Below are 25,674 nucleotides of genomic sequence, written 5' to 3' on the forward strand. Positions count from 1 at the left end.
GGAGTCTGGGCCGTGTCTCAGTCCCAGTGTGGCCGATCACCCTCTCAGGTCGGCTACGCATCGTCGCCTTGGTGAGCCGTTACCTCACCAACTAGCTAATGCGCCGCGGGTCCATCTATAAGTGACAGCAAAAGCCATCTTTCCATTCCGGTTCATGCGAACCGAAAACCTATCTGGTATTAGCTACGGTTTCCCGAAGTTATCCCAGTCTTATAGGCAGGTTACCCACGTGTTACTCACCCGTCCGCCGCTAGCCCCGAAGGGCTCGCTCGACTTGCATGTATTAGGCACGCCGCCAGCGTTCATCCTGAGCCAGGATCAAACTCTCCATAAAAGTTAAGTTTGTCTAAGCTTATTAAAAAACTGACGTTTCATGTTTTGTTTAGTTTTCAAAGAACTCATTGTCGCTCAGAAGCAACTCTAATAATATATCACGCAATCATTATCATTGCAATCATTTTTTTATAATTACTTAAACTTCGCAAACTAACATCAGCAAAAAAGCCTTAATGTAATCAAAAAGACCTTCAATCTACTGTTAAAGTTAACTTTCAATTCGTTTTTGTTTACCAATCTGTAAATAACATCCATCCTAGTTGGTATATGAAAAAATATTACACATAGAAAAAGAGACGCTACTTCAACGCCTCTTCTTCACAAATAATGGGTAGCTCCACTATAAAACGAATAATAGTTTGATCACTTTCCGCCCAAATTCGTCCACCGTTTAAATGAACAATGCTTTTTGCAATAGCTAGCCCAAGTCCAGAACCTTCCGATACATTACTTCTCGATTCATCAGTTTTGTAAAAACGATCAAATAGTTGCAGCAATTCTTCCTCAGAGAACGGATTACTATGATTCTCCACACATATTTGTACATAGTCTTCCTGCTGCTTCATACTTACATTAATCACACTCGGTTGAAAACTGTAACGAATAGCATTTGCCAATAAATTCTCAAAGACACGTACAATTTGATTGGGATCTGCTTCAATATACAACCGTTCTCTCGGAAACTCTTTTCGAAAAGTAAGCGAATATTCCTCTGCCTGGTAGGACATTTCCTCAACAAGTTGATCAACCAACTCATTAATACATAAAATCTGCTTACTTACCTTTACCCCTTCATCATTATTTAATTTCGTATATTCAAACAAGTCTTCAATCAGCTTTTTTAACTGTTCTGTTTTGTTTGAAACGATTTCGAAATATTCATTAGATTGCTGCTCTGTTTCATATTTCTTATCACGAATGAGACGTAAATATCCCATAATAGACGTTAAAGGTGTTCGCAGGTCATGTGAAACATTTGTAATAAGTTCCTTTTTCGTTTGTTCTGCTTTTCTTTCACCTTCTATTTTCAGCTCTAGTCGCTCTGCCATTAAATTAATTGTTTGTGCAAGCTCTCCTAGTTCATCCTTGCTTTTCCGTGGAATTCTATATTTTAAGTTTCCGAAGGATATTTCCTTAACTCCTTGTGCCATTGCTTCAATTTGCTGCATTTTACGCTTTGTTAAAAAATAGAAAAGGAAAATAAATACAGCAATGCCGATGATAAATGGGAAGGGATTTGCTGTAGATACATACATCACTCTTCCTTTTGGCATACCGCTAACGACTACATATAGTCGTTTTCCTTCCCGTTCAAATGGATATAAAGAGGTAAATTCTCGTTGTACATTTATCGTATCTTCGATATTCATTCCTCCATCGATAACCGAATGAATCATCGATTGCAAATCTATATGTGTTTCCGTTGCTTGCTTCGTTTTATAGATTACATTCCCATCTTCTTCAACCAGTAATATTTTAAAATTATCTTTTGCATTTTTTGTATCAATAATATCTTGAATCGTGCCATTCGTCGGACTTTTATTAGAAAGAAGGCTTGCAAGAACCTGTGCCTTATTGTTAATTTGCTCCATACCATAGGAATAATCTGTTATCTCTTGCCGGTTTGCATTTTCAAAAAGTGGCGCTGTCCACATTGCTACCAGAACGGCTATAAATGCACAAACGACAAATGTAAGCATGAGTTGTGTGCGAATACTTGTTACAACTCTTCTACGACAAAATAAAAAAATATTTTGCAATCCGCGAAATATAAATAGCGGTATAGCTATGAAAGATTTTTGGATTTTATTAGCGATTCCCTTCAATTTTATATCCTACTCCCCAGACCGTCTTGATAAAAATCGGTTTACGTGGATTCACTTCTATTTTTTCACGGATTTTTCGAATATGAACCATAATCGTATTTTCAGATTGATAATACGGTTCCTGCCATACCTGTTCATAAATTTTTTCAGCGCTAAATACTACCCCCGGATTACGTGCAAGGAGTTCCAAAATCGTAAACTCTCGTGGTGTTAGCTTGATGTCCTGTCCAGCTTTTTTCACTTCATGGGTAGCGACATTTATCGTTAAGTCATCGATTTCAATTTCATTTTCATTTTTTGGAACGTAGTTCTGCATACGCATATATCGTCGCAGCTGCGACTTTACACGAGCCGTTAATTCTAAAGGATTAAACGGCTTTGATATATAGTCATCCGCTCCTGATGTTAAACCAATAATTTTATCCATATCAAGGCTTTTTGCTGAAAGCATAATAATCGGCATATTCTTCGTTTCTCGTATTTTCATACAAGCTTGAACACCATCCATTTTTGGCATCATAATATCAAGAATAATAAGATGCACTTCGTTCTGTTCAACAAGTGTTATTCCTTCAAGACCATTAGATGCTTTCAAAACCTGGTATCCTTCGTCTTGCAAATATATTTCGATAAGATCCCGTATCTCTTTTTCATCATCAACGATTAAGATTGTTTCTTCTTTCATGCTGAACCCCTCTCTAAACAGATCAATCCCCTATATACATAGTAAATCAAAAACAAGTAAAGAAAGAAAAGAAATTCTTAACAATATTACTTAGAGTAGAACAAATAAAAAAGAACCCTTGCTCTTTAGCTTAAAATTTCAAGCAGAGCAGCATGGGTTCCTTATAATTTAACCAAACGTTTCTACCAGAAAGTTAGCAGCATTTGCGGCTCCATCTTTATTTTCCAACAAGTCTTTCATTATTTCCGCTCTCTTTTTCAGTTGTTGACTGTTTAAAACAGCATGTATTCGTTTTTCTATCTCAGATTTATTGATACGATTTTTTCTTAACTCTAGGGCATTCCCAAAAATCACGCATTCCTTGATGTTAGTAACTTGTTCTGGCTGCAATCCTACTCCGATAAAAGGTTTCCCGGTTAAACAAGCTGTTTGTACCGTTCCTTCGCCACCATGAATGATTGATAAATCGATAAATTCCGCTAATTTATGCGCTGGAAGTAAGTCAAATAGATAAATGTTTTTCTTATTAAGGAATAAAGAAGTACTACTTCCTAATACTTTTCTCATCGGACATATTACCGTTACAGGCAATTCCGATAGTGCTAACAATATTTTTATTATTAGGTCTTTGCCACCAGAGCTACCCATTGCAAAATATACGACTGGATAACGGCTACGGCTACTGATCGTTCTAATTTCTTTAGGAATGTCTCCATTCAATTTCGCAAAAACTGGACCAACATACATGTAGTTATCTGGCAGCTTGGAAACTCCAGTTATTTCAGGGACTGTTGTGATTAAATTATAGTCTGCATCTAATGCGTCGATCGTATATTTAGGCAATTTTATATGTTGTAGTTTCGCTACCTTACTAAATGATCTTGGTTTCATTGTTATTCCTAAAGCTAGTTTTCTAAAAAGGTTTAAGGTGAATGTTTGGGGAATTATTCGTATTTGTAAAAAGTGTGGTAATTCTAGGTGGCCGTACAAGAAATAAGGTCTTGTGTATGCGAAAGGCTTGATATAAACAAGCGGGATTGAACACGCTCTTGCTGATATGAACATACTTAATGTCGTTCCAATCACTATAGCTACTGGCTTATATTTTGCTATAAGCTTTTTTTCGTTTTTTACCCTACTATTTAACATAGTAAAGGTGAAGGGGTGACGAACCGTTTTCATCTGGTCTGCTTTCATGATTTGCTTAATTTCCTCATCCTTTAAATGTGGTTCAAGATGATGAAATATAAAACCGGCTTCCTCGATTAAGGAAGAATATTCAGTAGAGTATCCCATAAAGATACACTCAAAAACTCCTCGACATTTTTTAGCTACCTCAACCCCTCTAGTAGTCTCTGCTAAATTAAAAGTTTCTGGAGCAAAGATAATCGTTTCGACTTTCCACACATCCTTTATCAGAGAAAATTATTTATATATAATAATATAACAGATTATCAAACGAAAAAATTTGATTTTTTTGTAAATACAGCATTTTTATGGTTTATCATAAAAAGTACACAAAAAAGCCGGAATCCACGAAGGATCCCGGCTTTTTTCAACACTATTATTTTCTTACAAAGATAAAGTATAGAACGAAGAGAACCCCCATCACATACATAATTGGGTTAACCTCTTTTCTACGACCACTCACAACCATTGTAATGGGATAGAAGATAAAGCCAATCGCGATACCTGTAGCAATACTATAGGTTAATGGCATTGCAAGGATTGTAAAGAAGGCAGGAACAGCAGTTTCGAACTTCTTCCAATCAATTTCCCCTAGGGAAGATACCATTAAAATCCCAACGATAATTAACGCAGGTGCAGTAACAGAAGCTGTTACAACGCTTAGTAATGGCGAGAATAAAAGAGAAAGCAAGAAAAATCCAGCTGTTACAACAGCAGTGAAGCCAGAACGACCGCCTGCAGCTACCCCTGCTGAAGATTCGATATAAGCAGTTGTAGTAGAAGTACCGAAAATAGCTCCGATTACAGTTGCAGCCGCATCTGCAAATAATGCTCTTCCTGCACGAGGAAGTTTATTATTTTTAATTAATCCAGCTTGATTCGCAACCGCTACAAGTGTACCTGCTGTATCAAAGAAATCAATAAAGAAGAAAGTTAAAATAACTACGAGCATTTTTGGTGTAAAAATGTCGCTTAAGTGGAAGAATGCAACCCCGAATGTTGGTTTAATACTAGGAATAGAACCAATAATTGCGGTAGGAGTGTGAATTAAACCAGTCATCATCCCTACGATTGCTGTTATAACCATCCCAAAGAAAACGGCGCCGTTTACTTTTCTTGTCATTAAAATTACTGTAATAAATACACCAAAAATAGCTAATAATGTCGGTCCTTTTGTTAGATCACCAAGTCCAACAAGCACTGCATCATTCTTTACAATAATTCCGGCATTTTGAAAACCAATAAATGCAATGAACAAACCAATACCAGCTGCAACAGCATGTTTTAATTCTACTGGAATAGCGTTAATAATTTTTTCACGAAAGCCAGTTAAAGTTAAAGCAATAAAAATAAGTCCAGAAGTCAATGTACCAGCGATCGCTGTTTGCCATGGAATTCCCATTGTTAAAAGAACTGTGTAAGCAAAGAATGCATTAATACCCATACCAGGTGCTAGCGCAATCGGATAACGAGCAAATATCCCCATGATAAGAGATCCAGTAGCAGCAGCTAATGCTGTTGCAACGAAAACAGCTCCCTTGTCCATTCCCATACCTGCCGGTAAATTAGGAATAGTACTCAAGGAAAGAGTAGCAGGGTTTACGAATAAAATATAAGCCATAGATAAGAACGTCGTTAAACCAGCAAGAAATTCTCTCTTATAATTCGTGCCAAGCTCTTCAAATTGAAAGTAACGCTTCATTGGTTTTTCCCTCCATGTCATGATGTAATACCGTACAAACTGAACGTACCGAAAGAAAAAAAGACGCTTCCACTGAACATGGAAGCGTCGACAAATAGTCTATATGCATTGTCTAAACGCCTCGTAGTCCAGCTATTTACGGTAGCTAGGTAGAAACTTTCGGGCCCTATCCCCAATATTATACGATGCTTCATTATTCGATTTATGATTACACGTTTATTTTACGAGCCATCCTAGCGATTGTCAATATAAAAAGCGAACAAATTACAACTAGTAGTTGTAAATGTTCGCTTTTTACACTATCCTATCATGATCCTATTCCCATTCTTTTATTAAAATGGTTATCCTTCGGTAATTTTGATTTCTTTTAACAAATCCTCACGATCAAGATTCGCTTTAAGAAAGGCGTCTGTGTCTGGTGTATACAAATTCATATGTGATTTCTGTTCTATATAAACGGTTACGTCGTCCACAATATAATCAAAGACATGGCCGCCTTTTTGGAGCGTCTCATCAATAAAATGAAAATGATACCCTGCTACAGCGATACCCTGAGCATAGGAAGGCGTCCAGAAACCAACAATTGTCCCTTTAATATTTTCAAATTCGAACGTTGGCTGACTTTTTACGGCTTCTATCATTGGTACAGGTTTTTCTTGATAAGACACTGTACGTGTACTAACTTTCTTGAACACGCCCTCAATACGATAAGCGTAGAACAAGTTTTCACTTGGTACAAGGCCATGGAGCAGTTTCTCAAAATCAGCTTTTGCAAGTGTTTGGTTCACTTTTTTCTCAATTTGTGGATTAAAGTAGGACACTGTACAAAATGGAGTTAAGTCTTCCTTAACCAATGGTGTTGCAGAGCCTCCACGCAGACGGTAAAAATTACCGTCAAAGCCAACCATTTCACCATCCAAATGGTCAAATGTACCAATTCCAAAATCTCCATGTTCTCTTAATTGCTCATAATTAAGCGCCCCGTCATAGACACCGTCTAATAATGAACTCATGGTTGAAACTTGATATACTTCACCAGATACAGTTCGTTCTAATACTGTAGTCATCGATCTTTTCCCCTTTATATAAATTTAATTTAATTCATTTGGAATAAGGATTTTTGCTAATTCAATGTTTTCACTGTAATCTACAGGAACATCAACAATTACAGGACCATCATTATAGTTAAGCGCTTCTTGAATTACAGATTCTAGCTGGTCTGGTGATTCAACACGAAGTCCTTTTGCACCAAAAGACTCGGCGTATTTCACTGAATCAACTTTACCAAAGTGAACTGCAGAGGTACGGTTATATTTCATTTGCTGTTGGAAGGCAACCATATCATACTTACCGTCTCTCCATATAAAATGAACAACTGGTAATTTCAAACGTACGGCTGTTTCTAATTCCATTGCAGAGAATAGGAAGCCGCCGTCCCCAGATATGGAAATGGTTTTTGCATGATTATTAACAAGAGAAGCTGCCATTGCCCAAGGTAAGCCAACACCAAGAGTTTGCATTCCGTTACTGAACAGAAGTGTTTTAGGTTCATAAGAACGGAAATAACGAGCTAACCAAATATAATGTGAACCAATGTCACTAGCCACAATCGTATCATCGCTAATCGCGTTTCTCAGTGTGTTAATAAATTCTAGTGGGTGTACACGATTAGAATCGCGACCCTCTAGTGGCTGACCATCAAGAGCTAGTTTCCTTCTCATTTCTCCAAGGAATTCCCATCCTTCTTCTGAAATCGAAAGACGATCTAAGCGTTTTTCAATTTCGTTCACAGTTGTTTCGATACTACCGATTAATTCAACTTCAGGTTGATAATAGTGATCAATATCCGCACAGCCTTCATCTAGGTGAATAATTGTGCGCCCGCCGTTTTTATTCCAGTGCTTTGGATCATATTCAACTGGATCATAGCCAATAGTAAGCAGCACGTCCGCTTTTTCTAGAACTAAATCGCCAGGTTGATTGCGGAATAAACCGACACGTCCGAGGAAATGGTCCTCTAAATCACGAGAAATAAGTCCTGCCGCTTGGAAAGTTTCAACAACTGGTAAGTTAATTTTACTAAGCAGTGAACGAACTGCCTTTACAACTGAAAAACGGTTTGCACGCTGACCTGCTAAAATCACTGGCATTTTTGCATTTCTTAATGCCTTAACAGCCTGATCAATGGCGGGTGACGCTGCCATACCCAATTCTGGTTTTGGAAGAGGCTTAATGGCTTTTACATTTGTTTTGTCAAACAATAGGTCTTGCGGGAAGCTGACAACAGCTGCTCCAGGCTTGGCTGATTCTGCTGTACGGAAAGCATTAATCATCACTTCAGGTACATTATTTGCATCTGTTACTTCTGCACTGAACTTTGTAATCGGTTTGAAGAATGCTTCGTTGTTCATGGATTGATGTGTACGTTTTAATTTATCATCACGTCTTACGTTACCAACTAAGGCAACAACCGGATCGTTTTCAACATCAGCCGTCACCAATCCAGTAGCTAAATTAGTGACTCCAGGGCCAGAGGTAGCCATACAAACACCAGGTTTACATGTCAAACGGCCAACTGCGGCAGCCATGAATGCTGCATTTTGTTCGTGACGGCAAACAATCAGTTCTGGACCATGATCGTTTAACACATCAAAAATCCCATCAATTTTTGCTCCAGGAATACCGAAGATGTACTTAACACCTTGTTTTTCGAGACTGTCTACAACAAGCTCTGCAGCAGTCAATTGCTTTTCTTCTGTTAAATTTTCATTTTGTTTCATTTAAAACTCCTACTTCCCATTTTGACTTAGTAGTTATGAGCAAGAACGCTCGAATATGTGTTATATTATTTTCTGATTTTCTGTATTACATGAATTCAGTCAATGAAACCATTTTTTATATTACACCGCTGATTATGATAAAATCAATTATTTTGCATAAAAAAACAAGAAAAATTTATATGGAAAAATTCCGTTTAAAAATCTGTATTAATTAAATTGTTCCAAAAATAAATACAGATATTTGTAAACATTTGGAGTCAAAAACAAAGTAGGAGCTATTTATGAATAACACGGCAACGAAAACCACAAAAATTAAAGACAAAAGGAAAGCAGCCTAAAGGCTGCTATTTATTATGTATTTTTTCTTAAATTGCTTGAGCAATGTCTGAACGAAGCAATCTGATTCTACATTTCATCTTGCATACACATAAAAATATTGAATGAATTGGATTAGTTGGAACGCCGTATGCTAGGAAACTCACCCGTACGATGGGAAGTGGGGGAAAAGCTAGAGATAACGTCAAAAGCTTAAAAAGCACCAAAATTACGGTACCTTTTTGTATGTGACTTTTAACGAGATTCAGTGAGGAAGCAAAAGGAAAAGTGAAAAAAGGAACAACCAAAGAGTTGAGCAGAAATTATTCTTCAACCAGCTAAAAGAAGCTCTTTGTTATTCCATAAAAAAGGAAGCGGCAATCCCTTGATATACCTGGGATTGCCGCTTTTCCGTTATTATTCCCACTCTGTGTTCTCTAAACTTCATTAGATTTGAAAGACTTATTTAAAAGGATTTTGAGGTATTTGAATGAGTTTGATTTCATATGAAATTCAATCTATTGTTTGCAAATTGTTTGCACTAAAAGTGTATCACCAAATAAATTCAATTAACAAAAACACGAATACATTTCTCTTACCTTGTCATCTTCTGTAAACTCCTATTCGTTACTGCGGATATTAAAATCAATAATCCATTTCAGAACCGTATTGTCTCCATCAAGGTATTTTTTTATTTCTTGAGCCAACATTTCAGCGCTCGCAACGGGAACAACAAAATCAAAAACTTTCGACATCGCCTTTAGCGACTCTTTTGTCCACTCGCCCTCAGCAACAACAATTCCCAACATTTTTTGGTTTTTTCCCTTCCAATTTATAGCGCTAAACATCTTATCTTTAGCGTATAAGGAGGCATGGCGTGAACTAGATTTTCGAACCTCAATAAACGCAAGAGGTTGTTCGGAATTCGGAATAACAAAATCTGCCCGAAAGTCGTACACAACACCCTTAATACCAATATAATCTTCCTCTTTAGTAAATGGTACTTGGTACTTCAACAAAGCTTTCTCTACAATGGCTTCAAACAACAATCTTCCGATTAAATCTCGAACAATACCTTCTAATGTGCGTTCCGTTCTTTCAATAACTCTTTGCTTCTCAACCTTGTGCTTCCCAAAATAGTCATTAGCATACTCAGAAATCTTTTCAGAAGATGGTTTACTAATGTTCATATCGGTAGCAGTCCCAAAAATTTTTTTTAGGTTTGCCTTACTAGAAATATTCAATACAGATTGCCAAATTGGTAGTAAGTATGGTGAGTTTTTTACTTTTTCTGGCGATAATTCAGAAAAATTATTAGATAGTTCTTCCGCCAACCTATATAACTCTTGAATATAGGCTCGAGATTGATTATATACAAAAGCTGATACCCCTGCTTCAATATCAAAATTTATCGCTTTAAATCTATTCAGTTCTTTTAGTAGCTCTTCTGAAGACATCCCATCAAACTCTATACCTTTACCACCAGCAATTATAAGTTTTGAAATGTCGTCGTTCAAATTTTCGATTGAAATATTCTCAAAATTATTGGTCTCCTCAACTAATGAGAAATAATGATGAATAGCTTCGCTCATTTTGAGAGTGGATTCTTGATACAATGTTTTCATTATTTCACCCCGATTATTTCAAATTCCCCTAATTGTTTCCCACTACTTTTACGTTTCTCTAACTTCCATCTATCGCCACGGTCTCTCATTCTAATAATTCTCGTAGACGAAAAACCAACGCTTCTCATAATACTTTCTAGATATTCTTCAGTATCAACGTGAATTCCATAAAAAGCAGCATCACTCACAACAATATGGATTTCTCCACCTAATTTCAATCCATGATAGCTATTAGAAATCACCTTCATCATTTGATATAGGTATGGATAAACAATCAAGTAATAATCTTTCTTCTTGAAGTTTTCTTTTCTAATAGCATGCAACTCATCAACAATAGGCGAAACTGCATTCACTACTTCTTCTGGTAACTCATTTTTATATGCTTCTTGGATATCTGGGTCTCTAACAAGTTTTAGGGCCGTTGTTGTATTTACGATCATATGATTGCGGTGTTTCTCGGAAATATCTCTCCAAGACGAAGCTTCATTCCAAAAATACATTTGCATTCTTGTCATTTCGGCAAAATCAAAATTATTTAGATATGGCGGACTAAAAATAACCAAGTCTAACGAATTGGATTCAGGAATATAGTCAACCGAACTTCCAAAAATAAACTCTGCTAGATTATTATTTTTAACGGTAACCTCTGAATCCATTTGAAAATCTGTTTTCGTTCTTTCAATTGCTTCAATTATTGGGACATTATTTTTTTTCGATGTTGGAACTTTGTATATTCCATCGGTTTTTGCGAATGTTACATACTCCAAAATTTTAGATAAAAAAATATAACCCGCCTCATTTTTTTCACCAACATATGACTGTACTTTTTCTTTAAACAAATACAAAAAATATAAATCCTCATATTCAAAAAGTTTCTGCAAAAACTCGCTTGCGTCTTTGCTCCAGACTTCACTGGGCTTGAAAGATGAAAGATTATTCCGCATGTTATCGTTGTGATAAATTTCAATGAGGTCCTGTGAGATATCATCAATCACAGAAACAACAAATTTAGCATTTGTTTTCGCTTTTCCAATCTTATAGAAAAAAGGATTCCTCTCGACACCAATCGATGGGATTCCTAACGAATTTGCCACAGCATTAGTAGTAGCACTACCTGCAAAAGGGTCATATATTTTTTCAATTTTCTCATCATTTTTCTCGAGGTACTCAGTAATTACTGAATAAACATATTCTGGAGAGTACCCCGCAACAAAATTAAACCAATTGTGCACTGCATGCCTATTAGCCGTTACAGCTGTAGGCATTTTTTCTATTGGTATTACTTTCATGTTTAACCTCTATTCTACTATTGGTGCTAGTTTCGATTGTTCTTGTAAAACATTTCATAATAGTAATTAAAAAACTATCAGTTATCAAATCCACTACATAAAACTATTTACCCTCGTCTTTTTCATCCGCAATGCCATAACATTCTTTCACGTACTCATAATACTTATAGATGGCCTGATTAAGGATATACGCCTTTGTTACACGCCCCTCACGTTCGTCAAAAATTTTTTGGATTTCGTCCAATTCTTTTGAAGAACGTTGTGTCATATAGAAAGCAATTTGTTTTTCTTTTTCTTTTGCCATGCAAAAACCTCCAAATAGTAATCCACCTATTTACTAGCTATATTCTATCAAATCACTCGATCTTTTACTACCTATATCATACCTCCTAAATAGCTAAAAACTATTGAAAATGTTTCATGTTCAACCTAACCTCACTCTTTTTCTAAAAGCATTCCTTAGTTGATTTTTGGGTTTTAAATAGTTATTTGCTAGTTAAACCCCAAAAATACTTGTCAAAAGAAATCTAATGTTTTAAACTAGCTATAAGCTAGTCGACAGCTATAAAAATTTCGGAGGAAACTAAATGATTACACCAATTATTGATAATGTCGCAACACTTGGAGAAACCCTTTTACTCGTCGATATTACAAAGCGTTTCAAAACGAAAGAAAACAAAGAAACTGGCAAGTTCGAAAAAACAACCGAATTTTCTTACGTTTACACTGTCGTATGTTTGGAACGGAAGTTTGACAAGTTCGATGTGAAGATTGACGAGAATACACCGCTATTCACCGTTGGTGAAAACAATGGTAAAGCCATCGAAATTCCTGAGAATTGCTTTGTTGAATTTGAAAATCTCACCATTCGCCCTTATGTTCGTGATAACTGGATTCAACTTAGCGCAACTGCCAAAAAATGTAGAGTAGTAGATGAGGAGTAGCATATGAGAGAAAAACATAATAATGGCTTCACGGTCGTTTCTGCTTTTTCTAAAATTCCTTTTCAAAATCGAATATCTTCTCTATTTTTCATGTACGCTTTAATAGTACTGGTAGGAGTAGTCACGTTCTACTGCACTAGCGGACTAACAAAGGGAGTAAGCTTTATTTTCCTAGCCTGTACTTTTATGGTGGGAACGTATGAATTTGCAAAATTGAGAGATGAGTTTAATCGCTCGCCTTTCAATAAATTGCAAAGATACATCTACAATAACAGGCTCTATGAAGATGAAATAAGACAAGTAGGATTTGACAGAGACGGCTATCCAAAGCAAAAAAGAGTGATATTTAATTCTGCATTCTTTTCATATAAAGAAACAGATGGAGAGCTAATAATTCGAGCCTGGAAGATGGCAGACAAGTTTTCAGATAAAGCCAACTCTCAAGATACTATGCTCTCCGCTCTATTTGGAAAAGAACTATATAGGAAACATGACAACGTTCAGTTTTGTGATTACGTGTTTGAACTAGTACAAGACAAACGATTGACTATGAATAAAAGAAAATCATCAAGAGGAGTGATAATACAAATGACAGAAAAAATCAGCTGGTCTTTAGGACAACCGCCACACACCTTAATTATCGGGTCTACTAATTCGGGCAAGACGTATTTAGTCAGTATGTTAATTCTTGACTATCTCTACATGGGAGCAGAATTATTCATTGCAGACCCAAAATCTGCGGATTTAGCAATGATTGGTCGGTTAGTAGATGTTAAACGCTATGGGAAGAAAACTAATACTGCTACGACCGATAACAAAATTGCAGAGCTATTCAGAAGAGCTAACGAGGAAATGGAAAAACGATATAAAGAATGGTTTTCTGACGAAAGCGCCTTTGGGAAAACATGGCGAGATATTCCAACCGCTAAACCGTTAGTTGTCGTTTTTGATGAGTATTCCGCATTCATTTCTGTTGCTTCTCCTAAAATCGTTAAAGAGGTGAATGGATATTTGTTTAATCTCATTCTCAAAGGGCGACAAGCTGGAATAGAAGTTGTGATGATTATGCAAAGACCAGACGCAAACATTTTAAGCGGAAATATTCGTGATCAATTTGGGGTAAGAATTGGACTATCAAATATGACCGATGACGGAAGAAAAATGTTGTTTGGTTCTGTTGAAATGGAATACAAAACCATTCAGGAAATTGGTGGTGGATATATTTTGATTGAGGGACAGTTTGATAATCCTGTTTACTTTGAAACTCCACTAATGCCTGGCGGAATGGACTATTTAGATGAGTTAAACAAAACCATTGAAGAGAATAAACCTAAAACAACTTCACCCCTCGAAGTGAGTTAAATAGGGAGACAAAACGCCCAAAGCGTTTTAGCGGAGCGGTCGAGTCTTTTCACTCGCTTTGAGGGGTGCAGTCGGGCGGTTTTTGCCCGACACTAGACTTGATATATAAAACAACATCTGACCGTTTCGGAAGAAACACAAAGAGGTTGAATATGGGTAGAAACGTTAGAGTTTACAATACAAAAATCATTGAAACACCTACTTATATTGAAGTGTATCAATATGAAGACCCAATATTTTCAAAGAAAACTGACGAAAAATCTACAAGTAAGCTCGACTGGATAAATGAAGATACTAAGAAAAAGTCCTTTGATGAATTATCTACCAAAGAGCAATATGACAGTTTAAAACGAAAGCAAAAGTATTATGAAGCTATGCGTTGGGAAATTGCTCGAATTGTCGATTGTAACTTTGATAAAGCAACCAAGTTTGTAACATTAACTTTTCAAGAAAATGTTAATGTTATTGACTTTTCAAATACCGAGTTTAAGAAATTTATCCAACGTCTAAATCGCCGATTAGCTAAGAAAAACCAAAAACCTAAATATTTGGCAACATGGGAAATGCAAAAACGTGGTGCAATTCATTATCATGTAATCTTCTTCTCGCTTGGATATATCAGAAAATCTGAACTTGAAAAAATTTGGAGAAATGGCTTTGTACAAATCAATAAAGTTGATGTAGATAGTAAAGAAAATAGAGGGAGGTATTTATCAAAGTATTTTGCTAAGGATTTGGATATTAAAGAGCATAAGAAAAAAGCGTTTTTTAAGTCGCAAAACCTAAAAACGCCAATCGTCAGAAAAATCACTACGTCGCAACCGTTTGATTTTTCTGATAAAAATATCATTTACAGTAAAAATTATACACACAAAGTTNGCAAAACCTAAAAACGCCAATCGTCAGAAAAATCACTACGTCGCAACCGTTTGATTTTTCTGATAAAAATATCATTTACAGTAAAAATTATACACACAAAGTTCTTGATTTTAAAGGGTTTGATGGTGAAAACTGTATCTTTAAAGAGGGAACTGTACATTATACAAAAATTTTAAGGGAGTGATTTTCTTGATTACTTTAACTAAGAATGAATTAATCGACTTAGGTTTCGGACCAAGTCAGTCATCTGATATTATTCGTAAAGCCAAGTGCTTGATGGTAAATAATGGTTATTCTTATTATTCAAGTAAACGTTTGGGACGTGTCCCTGTTGCTGCGGTTGAAGAAATTCTCGGTTTCCATATTGAAGTTAGTGATTTGGGGGCGGTCGTGAGTGCCAAAAATCAGTAACGTTTATCAAGACAAGAAAAGCGGAAAATGGTACTTTGTCGCAAGTCTTGGGTATGATGAACATGGAAAAAGAGTTCAACATTGGGGGCGTGGCTTTTCTAGTCAAAGAGAAGCAAAACAAGCCTATGATGATTACATGAACAACTATTCCGATACTGCTATTAAGAAAAACAGTACTATGTCATACAAAGAGTTTTATGAAACTTACTTTGAACCAGACTACAAGCGTTCTGTAAAACACCGAACTTTTGATAATCGTAAATCATCAATGAGGATTCACTTCTCCTACTTCTTCAATCGTAAGCTCAAAGATATTTCACCGCCAATGATTAAGAAATGGCAGAATAAACTATCTGAAAATTACTCTAGTGCATATATCAGAAATATCCACGGCTTGTTCCAAAAATCTTTGGATCTAGCCGTTACACTTGGACTATTACAAAAAAATGTCGCTAAGCAAGTTGGAAACGTGAAAAAGATTAAAAAGAAAGTCGACTTTTGGACAAAGGAAGAATTTGAAGCGGTTATGAGTACATTTAATATTTCAGATTATCATGAACATTTCTCTTTTGTTCTAATATGGCTTTTATTCATGACAGGTTTGCGATTTGGAGAAGCTCAAGCACTAGAATGGGATAAAGACATTGATTACATTGATTTCACCGAAAAGACACTTAGAGTAAATAAATCAATGTATTACAAGAACGCAAATGAGTTCTATATGACTGAACCAAAGACCAAAGCCAGTAATCGAGTAATAGCCTTAGATGATATTACAATGGATTTGTTAAAAGGCTGGAAAGAAGTTCAGACAAAGAATGTTCCTTCAAAATACGTTCTTTCTTACAATGGGGTGCCAACAAATAAAAGCGCGACGTACCACATCATAGAACAACATTCAAAGCTTGCAGGGGTTCATAAAATCAAAACTCATGCTCTTAGACACTCTCACGCCTCTCTATTAATTTCAATGGGAGAGAATGCTTTAGTAGTTCGTGATAGGCTCGGTCATGAAGACATTCAAACCACTCTCGGTACGTACGGACACCTCTATGAGAACGCCAATAAGGACGTTGCCAAAAAATTGAATAACATAATTCATTTATCAGATACGCCAGCAGCTACTAGAAAATTGACGAGCAATCAACATGTAAAGCATAAGAAATAATTTGGATTGTTTGCAAATTGTTTGCAGATACCACAAAAAAGAGCTTAGAACCCTTATAAAACAAGGATTCTAAGCTTTATTTTTCTTATTCCCACTCAATTGTTGCAGGTGGCTTACTCGTAATATCATACACAACCCGATTTACATGCTTCACTTCATTGACAATACGAACGGAAATCTTTTCTAACACATCCCATGGGATACGAGCCCAGTCCGCTGTCATACCGTCAATAGAAGTAACAGCACGAATACCTACTGTGTAATCGTAAGTACGTTCATCGCCCATTACTCCAACACTGCGCATGTTAGGAAGTGCAGTGAAATATTGCCAAACTTCACGTTCTAATCCAGCATTTTTAATTTCCTCGCGAAGAATAGCATCAGATTCTCTTACGATTTCAAGCTTTTCTTCTGTTACCTCGCCTAATACGCGAATCCCAAGACCAGGGCCCGGGAATGGCTGACGCCATACGATTTCATCCGGAATCCCTAGTTCAGTTCCTAGAGCGCGAACCTCGTCTTTAAATAGTGTATTTAGCGGTTCAATAAGCTGGAATGACATGTCCTCAGGAAGACCGCCAACATTATGATGAGACTTGATCGTTTGCGCCGTTAGCGTTCCGCTCTCAATAATGTCTGTATATAATGTTCCTTGCGCTAAGTAATCAATACCTTCAAGCTTTGTCGCTTCATCATCAAATACATAAATAAACTCGTTACCAATAATTTTACGTTTTTTCTCAGGGTCGCTAACTCCTGCTAATTTACTCATAAAGCGCTCTTGTGCATCCACTTTAATAACATTCATGTGGAAGCCATCGCGGAATGTTTTCATAACGCTCTCCGCTTCGCCTTTACGAAGAAGACCGTGATCTACGAAAATACAAGTCAATTGGTCACCGATTGCTTGATGAATAAGTACAGCTACAACAGAAGAATCTACGCCGCCACTAAGTGCACATAATACCTTTTTGTTGCCAACCGTTTCACGAATTTTTGCTGATTCCATTTCAATGAAGTTTTCCATGTTCCAGCCTTCTGAACAGTTACAAACACCAAAGACGAAATTTCTTATAATGTCGTTTCCATATTCAGAATGACGTACCTCTGGATGGAATTGTACTCCGTAGAACTTGCGGGAAGCGTCGCTCATTGCCGCAATCGGACAAGATTCACTCGTAGCATCTACCACGAAGCCCTCAGGCTCTTTTGTTACAAGATCCCCGTGGCTCATCCAAACAACTTGTTCGTTTGGCAGTTCTGCATACAATTTTGAATCGTTTTCTACCTTTAGTACAGCTTTCCCATATTCACGAGTATCTGCTCGTTCAACCGTTCCACCTAAGTGCTGCGTCATTAACTGCATACCGTAGCAAATCCCGAAAATCGGTAATCCCAATTCAAAAATGGCAGGATCGCAGTGGAATGCCTTATCACCATATACACTATTCGGGCCACCAGAAAAGATAATCCCCTTCGGATTCATCGCCTTAATTTGCTCAGCAGTAAGGGTATGCGGGTGAAGCTCACTATATACACCAAATTCACGAATACGGCGTGCAATCAACTGATTATATTGACTACCAAAGTCTAGAACAATAATAAAGTCATGTTTCTTCAAAGTTCTCACCCCAACATTATAGTTAATACGATAGTTTCTCCGTATTCTTTCATGTAATATACAAGAAAGTATAAGAAAAAAGCTAGAATTCAGACCTCAATAGAAAAAGGCAGAATTCTAGCTCTTGAACTACCGTTCCTTCAAGCAGAATCGCTGCCTTCATAGTCAGGTTATATTACGGTAACCCGGTAGAAACTCTCAATCCATATTATTGAGTATATATGAAGGTACATATATTTACTTATCGATTCTAACAACGAAATTACGAAGTGGTCAAGAGCCATCCCACAATATTCGACAGAAATTATCACCTATTCCTTAACATTTCGTTTGAAAATAGAAAATAATGTTTATATTTATTAGGTTTTTTCCAAATTATCAGGAGACAAATGGAAAGTGAATCAGTAATCATAATTAAAATTGTATCCTACGTATTGACAGACAAAAACAAAAAGCATAGAATTTATCTTGAATTAAAGATATTATAAAAAAAAGAATAAAACCCTAGAAGAAATACAAGTATAATCTTAGCTTGTCTACTATTTTTGTTAAATATCTTTAATTTAAGATTTTTTATTTGAAGATAAATAACATTGTCTGTTAGGGGGAATTAACAATGAAAAGTAAAGTGTATTCACCAGATCAACAAGGAATAGGTGCATTTGATGGTGGAAAAATAACCGAACAAAAGCCGATTGCATTTCCACATGAGTATTCCGAAGTTAAACGTGTAGGTCCTTTATTTTACTGGTCTTGGGCTCATGCTGAAAAAGCAGGATTTATTCCCTTGCATCCTCACCAGGCATTTGAAATTGTAACCTATGTACTACAGGGTAAATCCGAACACGGTGATTCATTGGGTACGAATAGTGTTATTGGACCTGGGGGAGCACAAGTAATGCAAACTGGTTCAGGTGTATATCATAAAGAAGGATTTGTCGGACCCAATATGGAGGGTTTTCAAATATGGTTTGAACCATATATAAATGAAGCGATTAAAAGAGAACCTACGTATAATCAATATAAAGAGAAAGAATTTCCCGTTTTCATGCAAAATGACATTCAAGTTAAGACCATTATTGGGGAAGGCTCACCTATCCATTTAGAAGCTAATGCGCAAATGTGGGATGTTACAGTACAACCAGGAAGAGTTTATACACACTCAATCCCTTCTGGCTACTCATTAGCCACCCTAGCTATTCGAGGTAATGGTATATGGAAAAATGAAAAAGAGGAAAACGAGTCTGCAATATTTCAACATAAAGACTTTATTGTATTAGAAGCCGACTCTAAAACAGATGTGACATTAATTGCAAATAAAGATGAAGAATTACGTATAGTTATTATTCAAGTACCTACACAAGTAGACTATCCACTTTATAAAAAATAAATCGTATTATTATCTAGAACAAGAAGGGTCCCAAAAGCCTAAGCTTTAGGGGCACCCTTTTGTTTTTATGCATAAAAAAAGAGCGTTTCAGGCGGAATAAATTTTACTTTTCCTTCCCCCCTCCTCCTCATAAAGATCCGTCTAGTGGTCTTAATAATCATCTACCTTGGATACACTATCTATAAGTTCCCCTAAAGCATTTCATAATGTTGGCGCTCATAGATGCATCTTCTAGATAGATCAATAACTGATTAACAAATATCTGTATTTCTATATTGTGATAAAATGTATATATGAATTGAATGGGGGGATAAACCATGAACAGAAATAAGTTAGTTGTTGTAGGGGTAGGACATGTTGGCTCTTATGTTCTAGCAGATGCCATGAAATTAGGACTTTTTGCGGAAATAGCTATCATTGATAGAAATAAGGATGTTGCTTATGGCGAAGCTCTTGACCAAGAACATGCAACTGCTCTTACATATATGTCAAATACAACGGTACATGCTGGAGATTATTCCGAATGTGCGAATGCAGATGTGATTATCTGTGCAGCTGGTCCTAGCATTATAAAAAGTGATGAAGATGCGATGCCGGACAGGGCAAAATTAGCTGTTGTCAATGCAGAGATAATTCGTGAAGTTATGACTGGAATTACTAAATATACGAAAGATGCCATTATTATTTTCATAACAAATCCGTTAGATACCATGGTGTACATAGCAGAAAATGAATTCGGCTATCCGAAGGGGCGCATTTTCGGAACCGGAACGATGCTTGATTCTGCACGTCTTCGTAAAACAATTGCTGCTAATTATGACATCGATCCTAAAAGTGTAACAGGTTATATGATGGGCGAACATGGTCTTACTTCTTTCCCAGTATTAAGCCGCTTAAATGTGCAAGGGTTTGGTGAAAAAGAACTAGACCGAGTTTTTCAAGGAAAAGAACCATTGAGTCGGGACGGTATCAAAAAACAAGTTGTAAAGGCTGCCTATGATGTGTTAAATGGGAAAGAGTGGACAAATGCAGGTGTTGCCCAAGCTGCTATTACACTAGCAAAGGCAATTATGCTGGATGAACGCAGTGTTTATCCGGTGTCCACAACATTACACGGACAATATGGATATGATGGAGATGTTGCATTAAGTATGCCTTGTGTCATCGGGATAAATGGCGTAGAAAAACAATTAGAAATTGCTCTTGATTCCCAAGAACTTGAATGGCTGCATCAATCAGCTGAGTATATTAAAGAAACGATGAAAGTTGCAAAGACAGGTAGAAATCATAATTCTTAAATTCTAGGTTAATGTTTACAACTTACATTTCTTTTTAGACGAACAGGTTTGGTACTGTTCGTCTTTTATTTAACTTCTTTCATCATAAATGTTTATCTCCACGTAACGCAAGAAATGAAAAAAGAAGCTTCCCACAAGTTTGCTCAACTTATGAGAAGCCTCCGTTAAAATCCTCGATGTTAGCATTTCACTCAAAAAACCTTTTATATCAAGGCTTTGAGGGCATTATTACATCATGCCGCCCATTCCACCCATGCCGCCCATTCCGGACATGTCAGGCATTCCAGCGCCAGCTGGTTCTGGCTTGTCAGCAACTACAGCTTCAGTTGTTAAGAACATTGCTGCAACAGATGCTGCGTTTTGAAGAGCGGAACGAGTAACCTTAGTAGGATCCACGATACCAGCTTCTAACATGTTAACCCATTCGCCAGTAGCAGCATTAAAGCCTCTGCCTACTGCTTCGTTTTTCAAGTGTTCAACGACTACAGAGCCTTCTAGGCCAGCGTTAATAGCGATTTGACGTACTGGTTCTTCTAATGCACGAAGAACGATGTTTACGCCTGTTGCTTCGTCGCCAGCTGCATCGATAGAAGCTACTTTACCATAGATATTCATTAATGCAGTACCACCACCGGCTACAATACCTTCTTCCACTGCAGCACGAGTAGAGTTTAATGCATCTTCAATGCGAAGTTTGCGTTCTTTTAATTCTGTTTCAGTAGCAGCACCTACTTTAATTACTGCTACGCCGCCAGCTAATTTTGCAAGGCGTTCTTGTAATTTTTCACGGTCGAATTCAGAAGTTGTTTCTTCTAATTGAGCGCGAATTTGGCCGATACGAGCATTGATTTGATCAGAGCTTCCTGCACCTTCTACGATTGTTGTGTTTTCTTTTGTTACCACAATTTTCGCAGCTTTACCTAGAGATTCAACAGTTGCAGATTTCAAGTCGCGTCCTAGTTCTTCTGTGATTACTTCGCCGCCAGTTAAAATAGCGATATCTTCTAGCATTGCTTTACGACGATCGCCAAAGCCAGGAGCCTTAACAGCAACAACATTGAATGTACCACGAAGTTTGTTTACAACAAGTGTAGCTAATGCTTCGCCTTCTACATCTTCAGCGATGATTAATAGAGGACGACCTTGTTGTACTACTTGTTCAAGAACAGGAAGAATTTCTTGAATGTTAGATACCTTTTTATCTGTAATAAGGATGTACGCATTGTCAAGAACAGCTTCCATTTTATCAGAATCTGTAATCATGTAAGGAGATGCATAACCGCGATCGAATTGCATACCTTCCACTACATCAAGCTCAGTTGTAAAGCCTTTAGATTCTTCAAGTGTGATAACGCCGTCGTTTCCTACGCGTTCCATAGCTTCGGCAATCAATTCACCTACTTCTGCATCAGCAGAAGAAATAGCTGCTACTTGTGCGATAGAAGCTTTGCCTTCGATTGGTTTAGAGATTACTTTTAATTCTTCAATTGCAGTTGCAACTGCTTTTTCAATCCCTTTGCGAATGCCCATAGGGTTTGCGCCAGCTGTAACGTTCTTTAAGCCTTCACGAATCATCGCTTGTGCAAGAACTGTTGCAGTTGTTGTTCCGTCACCAGCTACATCGTTTGTTTTGCTAGCAACTTCAGCAACAAGCTTAGCACCCATGTTTTCGAATGCATCTTCTAATTCGATTTCCTTTGCAATTGTCACACCGTCGTTTGTAATTAGAGGAGAACCGAATTTCTTTTCTAATACAACGTTACGACCTTTTGGTCCAAGCGTAACTTTCACTGCATTTGTAAGAGTATCTACTCCGCGAAGCATTGCACGACGTGCGTCTTCACTAAACTTAAGATCTTTTGCCATTTTTACGTACCTCCCTATTTTTTCGAAAATAAGATGTATAAATTAACCGATAATAGCTAAAATGTCACTTTCACGTAAAATTAAGTATTCTGCACCTTCGTATTTTACTTCTGTACCACTGTATTTTGAGAAGATAATACGATCACCTACAGCTACTTCCAAAGCTACACGCTCACCATTGTCAAGCACTCGACCTGATCCAACTGCTTTAACCTTGCCTTCTGATGGCTTTTCTTTTGCAGAGTCTGGTAATACGATACCACTAGCAGTTTTTTCTTCTGCTTCAACAAGTTCAATTACTACGCGATCACCTAATGGCTTTAGCATGAAAAATAACCTCCTCAATTCATATGTAAATTTTATTGTTAGCACTCAGTGCATTCGAGTGCTAACACACCTTTTATAATAATGAATCTCTTTTTCTTTTGCAAGTATAAAACCTTAAATTTTCTAAAATTTTTGGTACATACTTCCATTCATTTAAGCCTACACTGAAACAGTATTACCACTTCTACTGAAAACATTCTTTTCGTCATTCTTTTAACGTATTTCCGAAATTCATCCCCATCTTCAAGCGCATGACGGGCAAGAGCCCAGTGATAAGGTGGGATGAATTTCGGTTAGGCATAGCCTAACTAATTTGTAAGAACTGCCAATTGTTCGTATGGTGGATACGTTTCACATCTGACATCTTCACTTGCTTATAAGATTTAGAAGGATTTTGTATATATTGTCCATGTATATCTTGTACGTATCCCATTTTTCCTGTAAATCCTGTTACAAATCCTACTTGTCCAAATATCTTTACTTTATCCCCTAAATAGATTCCATCTATATAGGGTGTATTTTTCTTGTTCCGTTTTGCGCTTGTATTCTTTGTTTTTCTCCCTTTTCTAGCGGTTGCTTCATGCAGGGAGCGTTTTTTCTTTCTAAACTGCTTGATGCGAAATTCACGACTTTGATCATATTCTTGTAGTTGTTTCGGATTTGTTATCGCAATGGCATCATTTGCATGTGTTTTGGCTAATCCAAGTTCTTTTCTCTTTGGTGTGGTGTAACTGCCATACGTCATGTCACAATCTAAACGATTCATGATTTGGAGGCGCAATATATTCATAAAGGCAGTCTCTTTATAATGTTTTGGTTTCTTGAAACTGTGTTTGATTTTTCCTTGATGAAATTTTTGATGACATTCATCATGCACGGTTACAAGATTATCTGCCCTATTCGAACCACCTATACACCGTTCCATGATATGATGCGTATGCAAAATACCACCTTTTTTCTTACAAATTTGACAAGTGTAATGGTCTCTTGCGAATACATAATATCTCGTATTCCAAAAGCCAAAAGTATCCCCTTGTTGGTATTCTGTTCCTTGTATATCGGGATTTTTTAGCTTTTGTGCATCAAACTTTCCCACTTCAACAATCACTTTTGGGGAAGGTAACAGTGATTTGAATGTTTCAATCCAATGAATTTGGTTATCCACTCTGCTTTGAATCGATGGTGGTAACCATCCTTCTTTCTTTTTCCGATTGAGAAAACGTGCTTTGCGATATCTTGTTTTTCGTTGTCTTCTACTTCTGCGTAATGTAGCTCTTAGTGTGAGATTTTCTTTGACATCCTGACGTAGCTCAATGGTTCCTTTTGTTAGTACTTTGTCTTCCGTGGTAATCGCAATGCCGATATGCTTTGCGCCGCTGTCCACGCCGATTGTGACAGGTTGCACCGTTTCACCTGTCGCAGATAGCAGTTGAATGGTAAATGGTGTGTACTTCACAATGTTTGCTTTTCCTTGTTTGAGAAGAAGCCGCGCCTTGCGATGACTGCAAGGCATGAGCGGTTCTCCCCTTACATTCTTGACAAATACACGCATGTTTTGTCCCTCCTAAGAGTTTGTTTCCCTTCGCCAATGTTTGTAGGTGTTAGCAACTTCTCCTGCAAGAAGGCATGTGGTTGACCGTTCCTTCCCAATCAGAACTGTTACAGGGCCACCATAGAGCCAAGAACTAGGGAATCATTCTTGGGTATGCAACCTACGAACGGAGCCCACGAAAGACTGAGGCTAGACAACTAGGACTTTTTCAAGCCCCCACTTCAAAACGCGATAGCGTTTAAGTGGTGGATAGTTGACAATTGTATGATACAATAAAGTGAAACTCCCATTGTTTCGAGCACCCAATTAGTTCTTTTCTCTTTAAAACGTGAATTTCCTTTTTTATTAACGTAAATTTATACGGAAACGGAGAAAGTAAAATTGAATCAAAAGTATTGGTGGATTATTATTACATATATTGTTATGCAGATTTCCAGTTTACTTGGCATTCCTCTTTTATTAAGGACTGGATGGTATCATACATATAGCAGAAGTGTGCAAATTGAGATGGCTTCTGCGCATTGGGCGATTATCAGCTTTGTTACAGCTCTTATCATCATCCTGCTATTACTTCGACACGATGATGATCCGCTTGCCCGCAATAAGATGGGAATCGGTTACACAATCCTATGGATGTTTGCAGGTATTTTCCTTGCTCTATTTGCACAAACCATTGCAGCAAATATCGAAATGCGAATATTTGGCATTAATCCTGGTTCAGAAAATACACAGCGGCTCGTAGATATTGCCAAGGTTAGCCCTTTGTTCATTCTCGTTACATCCATTTTCGGACCGATTATGGAAGAAATCGTATTTCGAAAAATTTTATTTGGTTCCCTTTATAAGCACTTTCATTTTTTTGTGGCTGCCATTATCAGCTCACTCATATTTGCAACGGTTCATTTCGACTTTAGCCACCTATTGGTTTATACATCCATGGGTTTCGTATTTTCCTTTTTATACATACACACGAGACGAATTATTGTTCCTATCTTCGCCCATGTTATGATGAATACCATTGTTATTCTTATCAACATTGGACTACACGATTACTTAGATAAAATGATGAAGCAGGCCGAAACCTTGCACACAATTATTGGAGGCTTTTGA

At 37.1% G+C, this 25,674-nt stretch carries 21 protein-coding genes, 1 rRNA gene and 2 riboswitches; of the genes, 8 read left to right on the plus strand and 14 right to left on the minus strand.

The genetic code is table 11. The features are described 5' to 3' along the window. From ACM5BR_RS18315 to ACM5BR_RS18360, 10 genes are all read right to left on the minus strand, one after another. Positions 1-334: ribosomal RNA gene (locus tag ACM5BR_RS18315) — 16S ribosomal RNA — on the minus strand; the annotation flags it as partial. A 301-nt stretch (positions 335-635) separates the two neighbouring features. After that, positions 636-2,162 (minus strand): sensor histidine kinase, encoded by a 1,527-nt coding sequence (locus tag ACM5BR_RS18320; RefSeq protein ID WP_465245460.1) that lies wholly within the window; start codon positions 2,160-2,162, stop codon positions 636-638. Then, positions 2,146-2,847 carry a response regulator transcription factor gene (locus tag ACM5BR_RS18325; RefSeq protein WP_416829619.1) on the minus strand — a complete coding sequence of 234 codons (702 nt, stop codon included), beginning with the start codon at positions 2,845-2,847 and terminating at the stop codon, positions 2,146-2,148. The genes ACM5BR_RS18320 and ACM5BR_RS18325 overlap by 17 nt, the downstream gene beginning before the upstream one ends. A gap of 168 nt (positions 2,848-3,015) precedes the next feature. Then, positions 3,016-4,254: a nucleotide disphospho-sugar-binding domain-containing protein gene (locus tag ACM5BR_RS18330; protein ID WP_416829621.1), complete on the minus strand. Its 1,239-nt coding sequence runs from the start codon at positions 4,252-4,254 to the stop codon at positions 3,016-3,018. A gap of 157 nt (positions 4,255-4,411) precedes the next feature. Beyond that, positions 4,412-5,737 (minus strand): NCS2 family permease, encoded by a 1,326-nt coding sequence (locus ACM5BR_RS18335; protein ID WP_416829623.1) that lies wholly within the window; start codon positions 5,735-5,737, stop codon positions 4,412-4,414. Between the two features lie 104 nt (positions 5,738-5,841). Continuing rightward, a riboswitch (purine riboswitch) is annotated at positions 5,842-5,943 on the minus strand. 135 nt (positions 5,944-6,078) lie between these two features. Continuing rightward, entirely contained in the window at positions 6,079-6,804 is a 726-nt protein-coding gene (budA, locus tag ACM5BR_RS18340) for an acetolactate decarboxylase (protein WP_416829625.1), read from the minus strand. Positions 6,805-6,828: 24 nt separating this feature from the next. Next, a complete protein-coding gene (gene alsS, locus ACM5BR_RS18345; protein WP_416829627.1) occupies positions 6,829-8,517 on the minus strand; it encodes an acetolactate synthase AlsS in 1,689 nt (562 codons plus the stop codon). Positions 8,518-9,452: 935 nt separating this feature from the next. Further along, on the minus strand, positions 9,453-10,457 hold the full coding sequence (locus ACM5BR_RS18350) for a hypothetical protein (protein WP_416829629.1): 1,005 nt from the start codon (positions 10,455-10,457) through the stop codon (positions 9,453-9,455). Next, positions 10,457-11,746: a hypothetical protein gene (locus ACM5BR_RS18355; RefSeq protein WP_416829631.1), complete on the minus strand. Its 1,290-nt coding sequence runs from the start codon at positions 11,744-11,746 to the stop codon at positions 10,457-10,459. Before ACM5BR_RS18355 ends, ACM5BR_RS18350 begins: the two co-directional genes overlap by 1 nt. A 103-nt stretch (positions 11,747-11,849) precedes the next feature. Continuing rightward, the gene (locus ACM5BR_RS18360; RefSeq protein WP_416829633.1) at positions 11,850-12,050 is read right to left on the minus strand and encodes a hypothetical protein; all 201 of its coding nucleotides are present in this window, start codon (positions 12,048-12,050) and stop codon (positions 11,850-11,852) included. Positions 12,051-12,333: 283 nt separating this feature from the next. Between ACM5BR_RS18360 and ACM5BR_RS18365 the strand changes: the two genes are divergently transcribed. The 5 genes from ACM5BR_RS18365 to ACM5BR_RS18385 all read left to right on the plus strand — a co-directional run bounded on the left by ACM5BR_RS18365 (position 12,334) and on the right by ACM5BR_RS18385 (position 16,510). Next, positions 12,334-12,690 (plus strand): hypothetical protein, encoded by a 357-nt coding sequence (locus ACM5BR_RS18365; protein WP_416829635.1) that lies wholly within the window; start codon positions 12,334-12,336, stop codon positions 12,688-12,690. A 3-nt stretch (positions 12,691-12,693) separates the two neighbouring features. Next, positions 12,694-14,052, plus strand: coding sequence for an FtsK/SpoIIIE domain-containing protein (locus tag ACM5BR_RS18370; RefSeq protein WP_416829637.1), 1,359 nt, complete (start codon positions 12,694-12,696; stop codon positions 14,050-14,052). Between the two features lie 374 nt (positions 14,053-14,426). Then, on the plus strand, positions 14,427-14,942 hold the full coding sequence (locus tag ACM5BR_RS18375; protein ID WP_465245461.1) for a rolling circle replication-associated protein: 516 nt from the start codon (positions 14,427-14,429) through the stop codon (positions 14,940-14,942). A 178-nt stretch (positions 14,943-15,120) separates the two neighbouring features. Then, positions 15,121-15,342: a DUF3173 domain-containing protein gene (locus ACM5BR_RS18380; protein ID WP_416829641.1), complete on the plus strand. Its 222-nt coding sequence runs from the start codon at positions 15,121-15,123 to the stop codon at positions 15,340-15,342. Further along, positions 15,326-16,510: a tyrosine-type recombinase/integrase gene (locus ACM5BR_RS18385; RefSeq protein WP_416829643.1), complete on the plus strand. Its 1,185-nt coding sequence runs from the start codon at positions 15,326-15,328 to the stop codon at positions 16,508-16,510. Before ACM5BR_RS18380 ends, ACM5BR_RS18385 begins: the two co-directional genes overlap by 17 nt. Positions 16,511-16,595: 85 nt before the next feature. Here ACM5BR_RS18385 and guaA read toward each other — a convergent pair whose 3' ends face one another. Next, entirely contained in the window at positions 16,596-18,131 is a 1,536-nt protein-coding gene (gene guaA / locus ACM5BR_RS18390) for a glutamine-hydrolyzing GMP synthase (protein ID WP_416829645.1), read from the minus strand. A 142-nt stretch (positions 18,132-18,273) separates the two neighbouring features. Then, a riboswitch (purine riboswitch) is annotated at positions 18,274-18,376 on the minus strand. 371 nt (positions 18,377-18,747) lie between these two features. On the opposite strand from guaA, the gene ACM5BR_RS18395 reads away from it, so the two are divergent. Then, complete coding sequence (locus ACM5BR_RS18395; protein WP_416829647.1) at positions 18,748-19,521, plus strand: pirin family protein; 774 nt, start codon at positions 18,748-18,750, stop codon at positions 19,519-19,521. 317 nt (positions 19,522-19,838) lie between these two features. Continuing rightward, the gene (locus ACM5BR_RS18400; protein ID WP_416829649.1) at positions 19,839-20,819 is read left to right on the plus strand and encodes an L-lactate dehydrogenase; all 981 of its coding nucleotides are present in this window, start codon (positions 19,839-19,841) and stop codon (positions 20,817-20,819) included. Between the two features lie 228 nt (positions 20,820-21,047). Here ACM5BR_RS18400 and groL read toward each other — a convergent pair whose 3' ends face one another. The 3 genes from groL to iscB all read right to left on the minus strand — a co-directional run bounded on the left by groL (position 21,048) and on the right by iscB (position 24,564). Then, on the minus strand, positions 21,048-22,685 hold the full coding sequence (gene groL, locus ACM5BR_RS18405; RefSeq protein ID WP_416829650.1) for a chaperonin GroEL: 1,638 nt from the start codon (positions 22,683-22,685) through the stop codon (positions 21,048-21,050). A 42-nt stretch (positions 22,686-22,727) separates the two neighbouring features. Further along, positions 22,728-23,012 carry a co-chaperone GroES gene (groES, locus tag ACM5BR_RS18410; protein ID WP_416829652.1) on the minus strand — a complete coding sequence of 95 codons (285 nt, stop codon included), beginning with the start codon at positions 23,010-23,012 and terminating at the stop codon, positions 22,728-22,730. A gap of 304 nt (positions 23,013-23,316) precedes the next feature. After that, a complete protein-coding gene (iscB, locus tag ACM5BR_RS18415) occupies positions 23,317-24,564 on the minus strand; it encodes an RNA-guided endonuclease IscB (RefSeq protein ID WP_416829654.1) in 1,248 nt (415 codons plus the stop codon). Between the two features lie 381 nt (positions 24,565-24,945). Here iscB and ACM5BR_RS18420 point away from each other — a divergent pair, with 381 nt between their 5' ends. After that, positions 24,946-25,674 carry a CPBP family intramembrane glutamic endopeptidase gene (locus ACM5BR_RS18420; protein ID WP_416829656.1) on the plus strand — a complete coding sequence of 243 codons (729 nt, stop codon included), beginning with the start codon at positions 24,946-24,948 and terminating at the stop codon, positions 25,672-25,674.

The sequence above is a fragment of the Ectobacillus polymachus genome (assembly GCF_048159605.1).
Lineage (GTDB): Bacteria > Bacillota > Bacilli > Bacillales > Bacillaceae_G > Ectobacillus > Ectobacillus polymachus.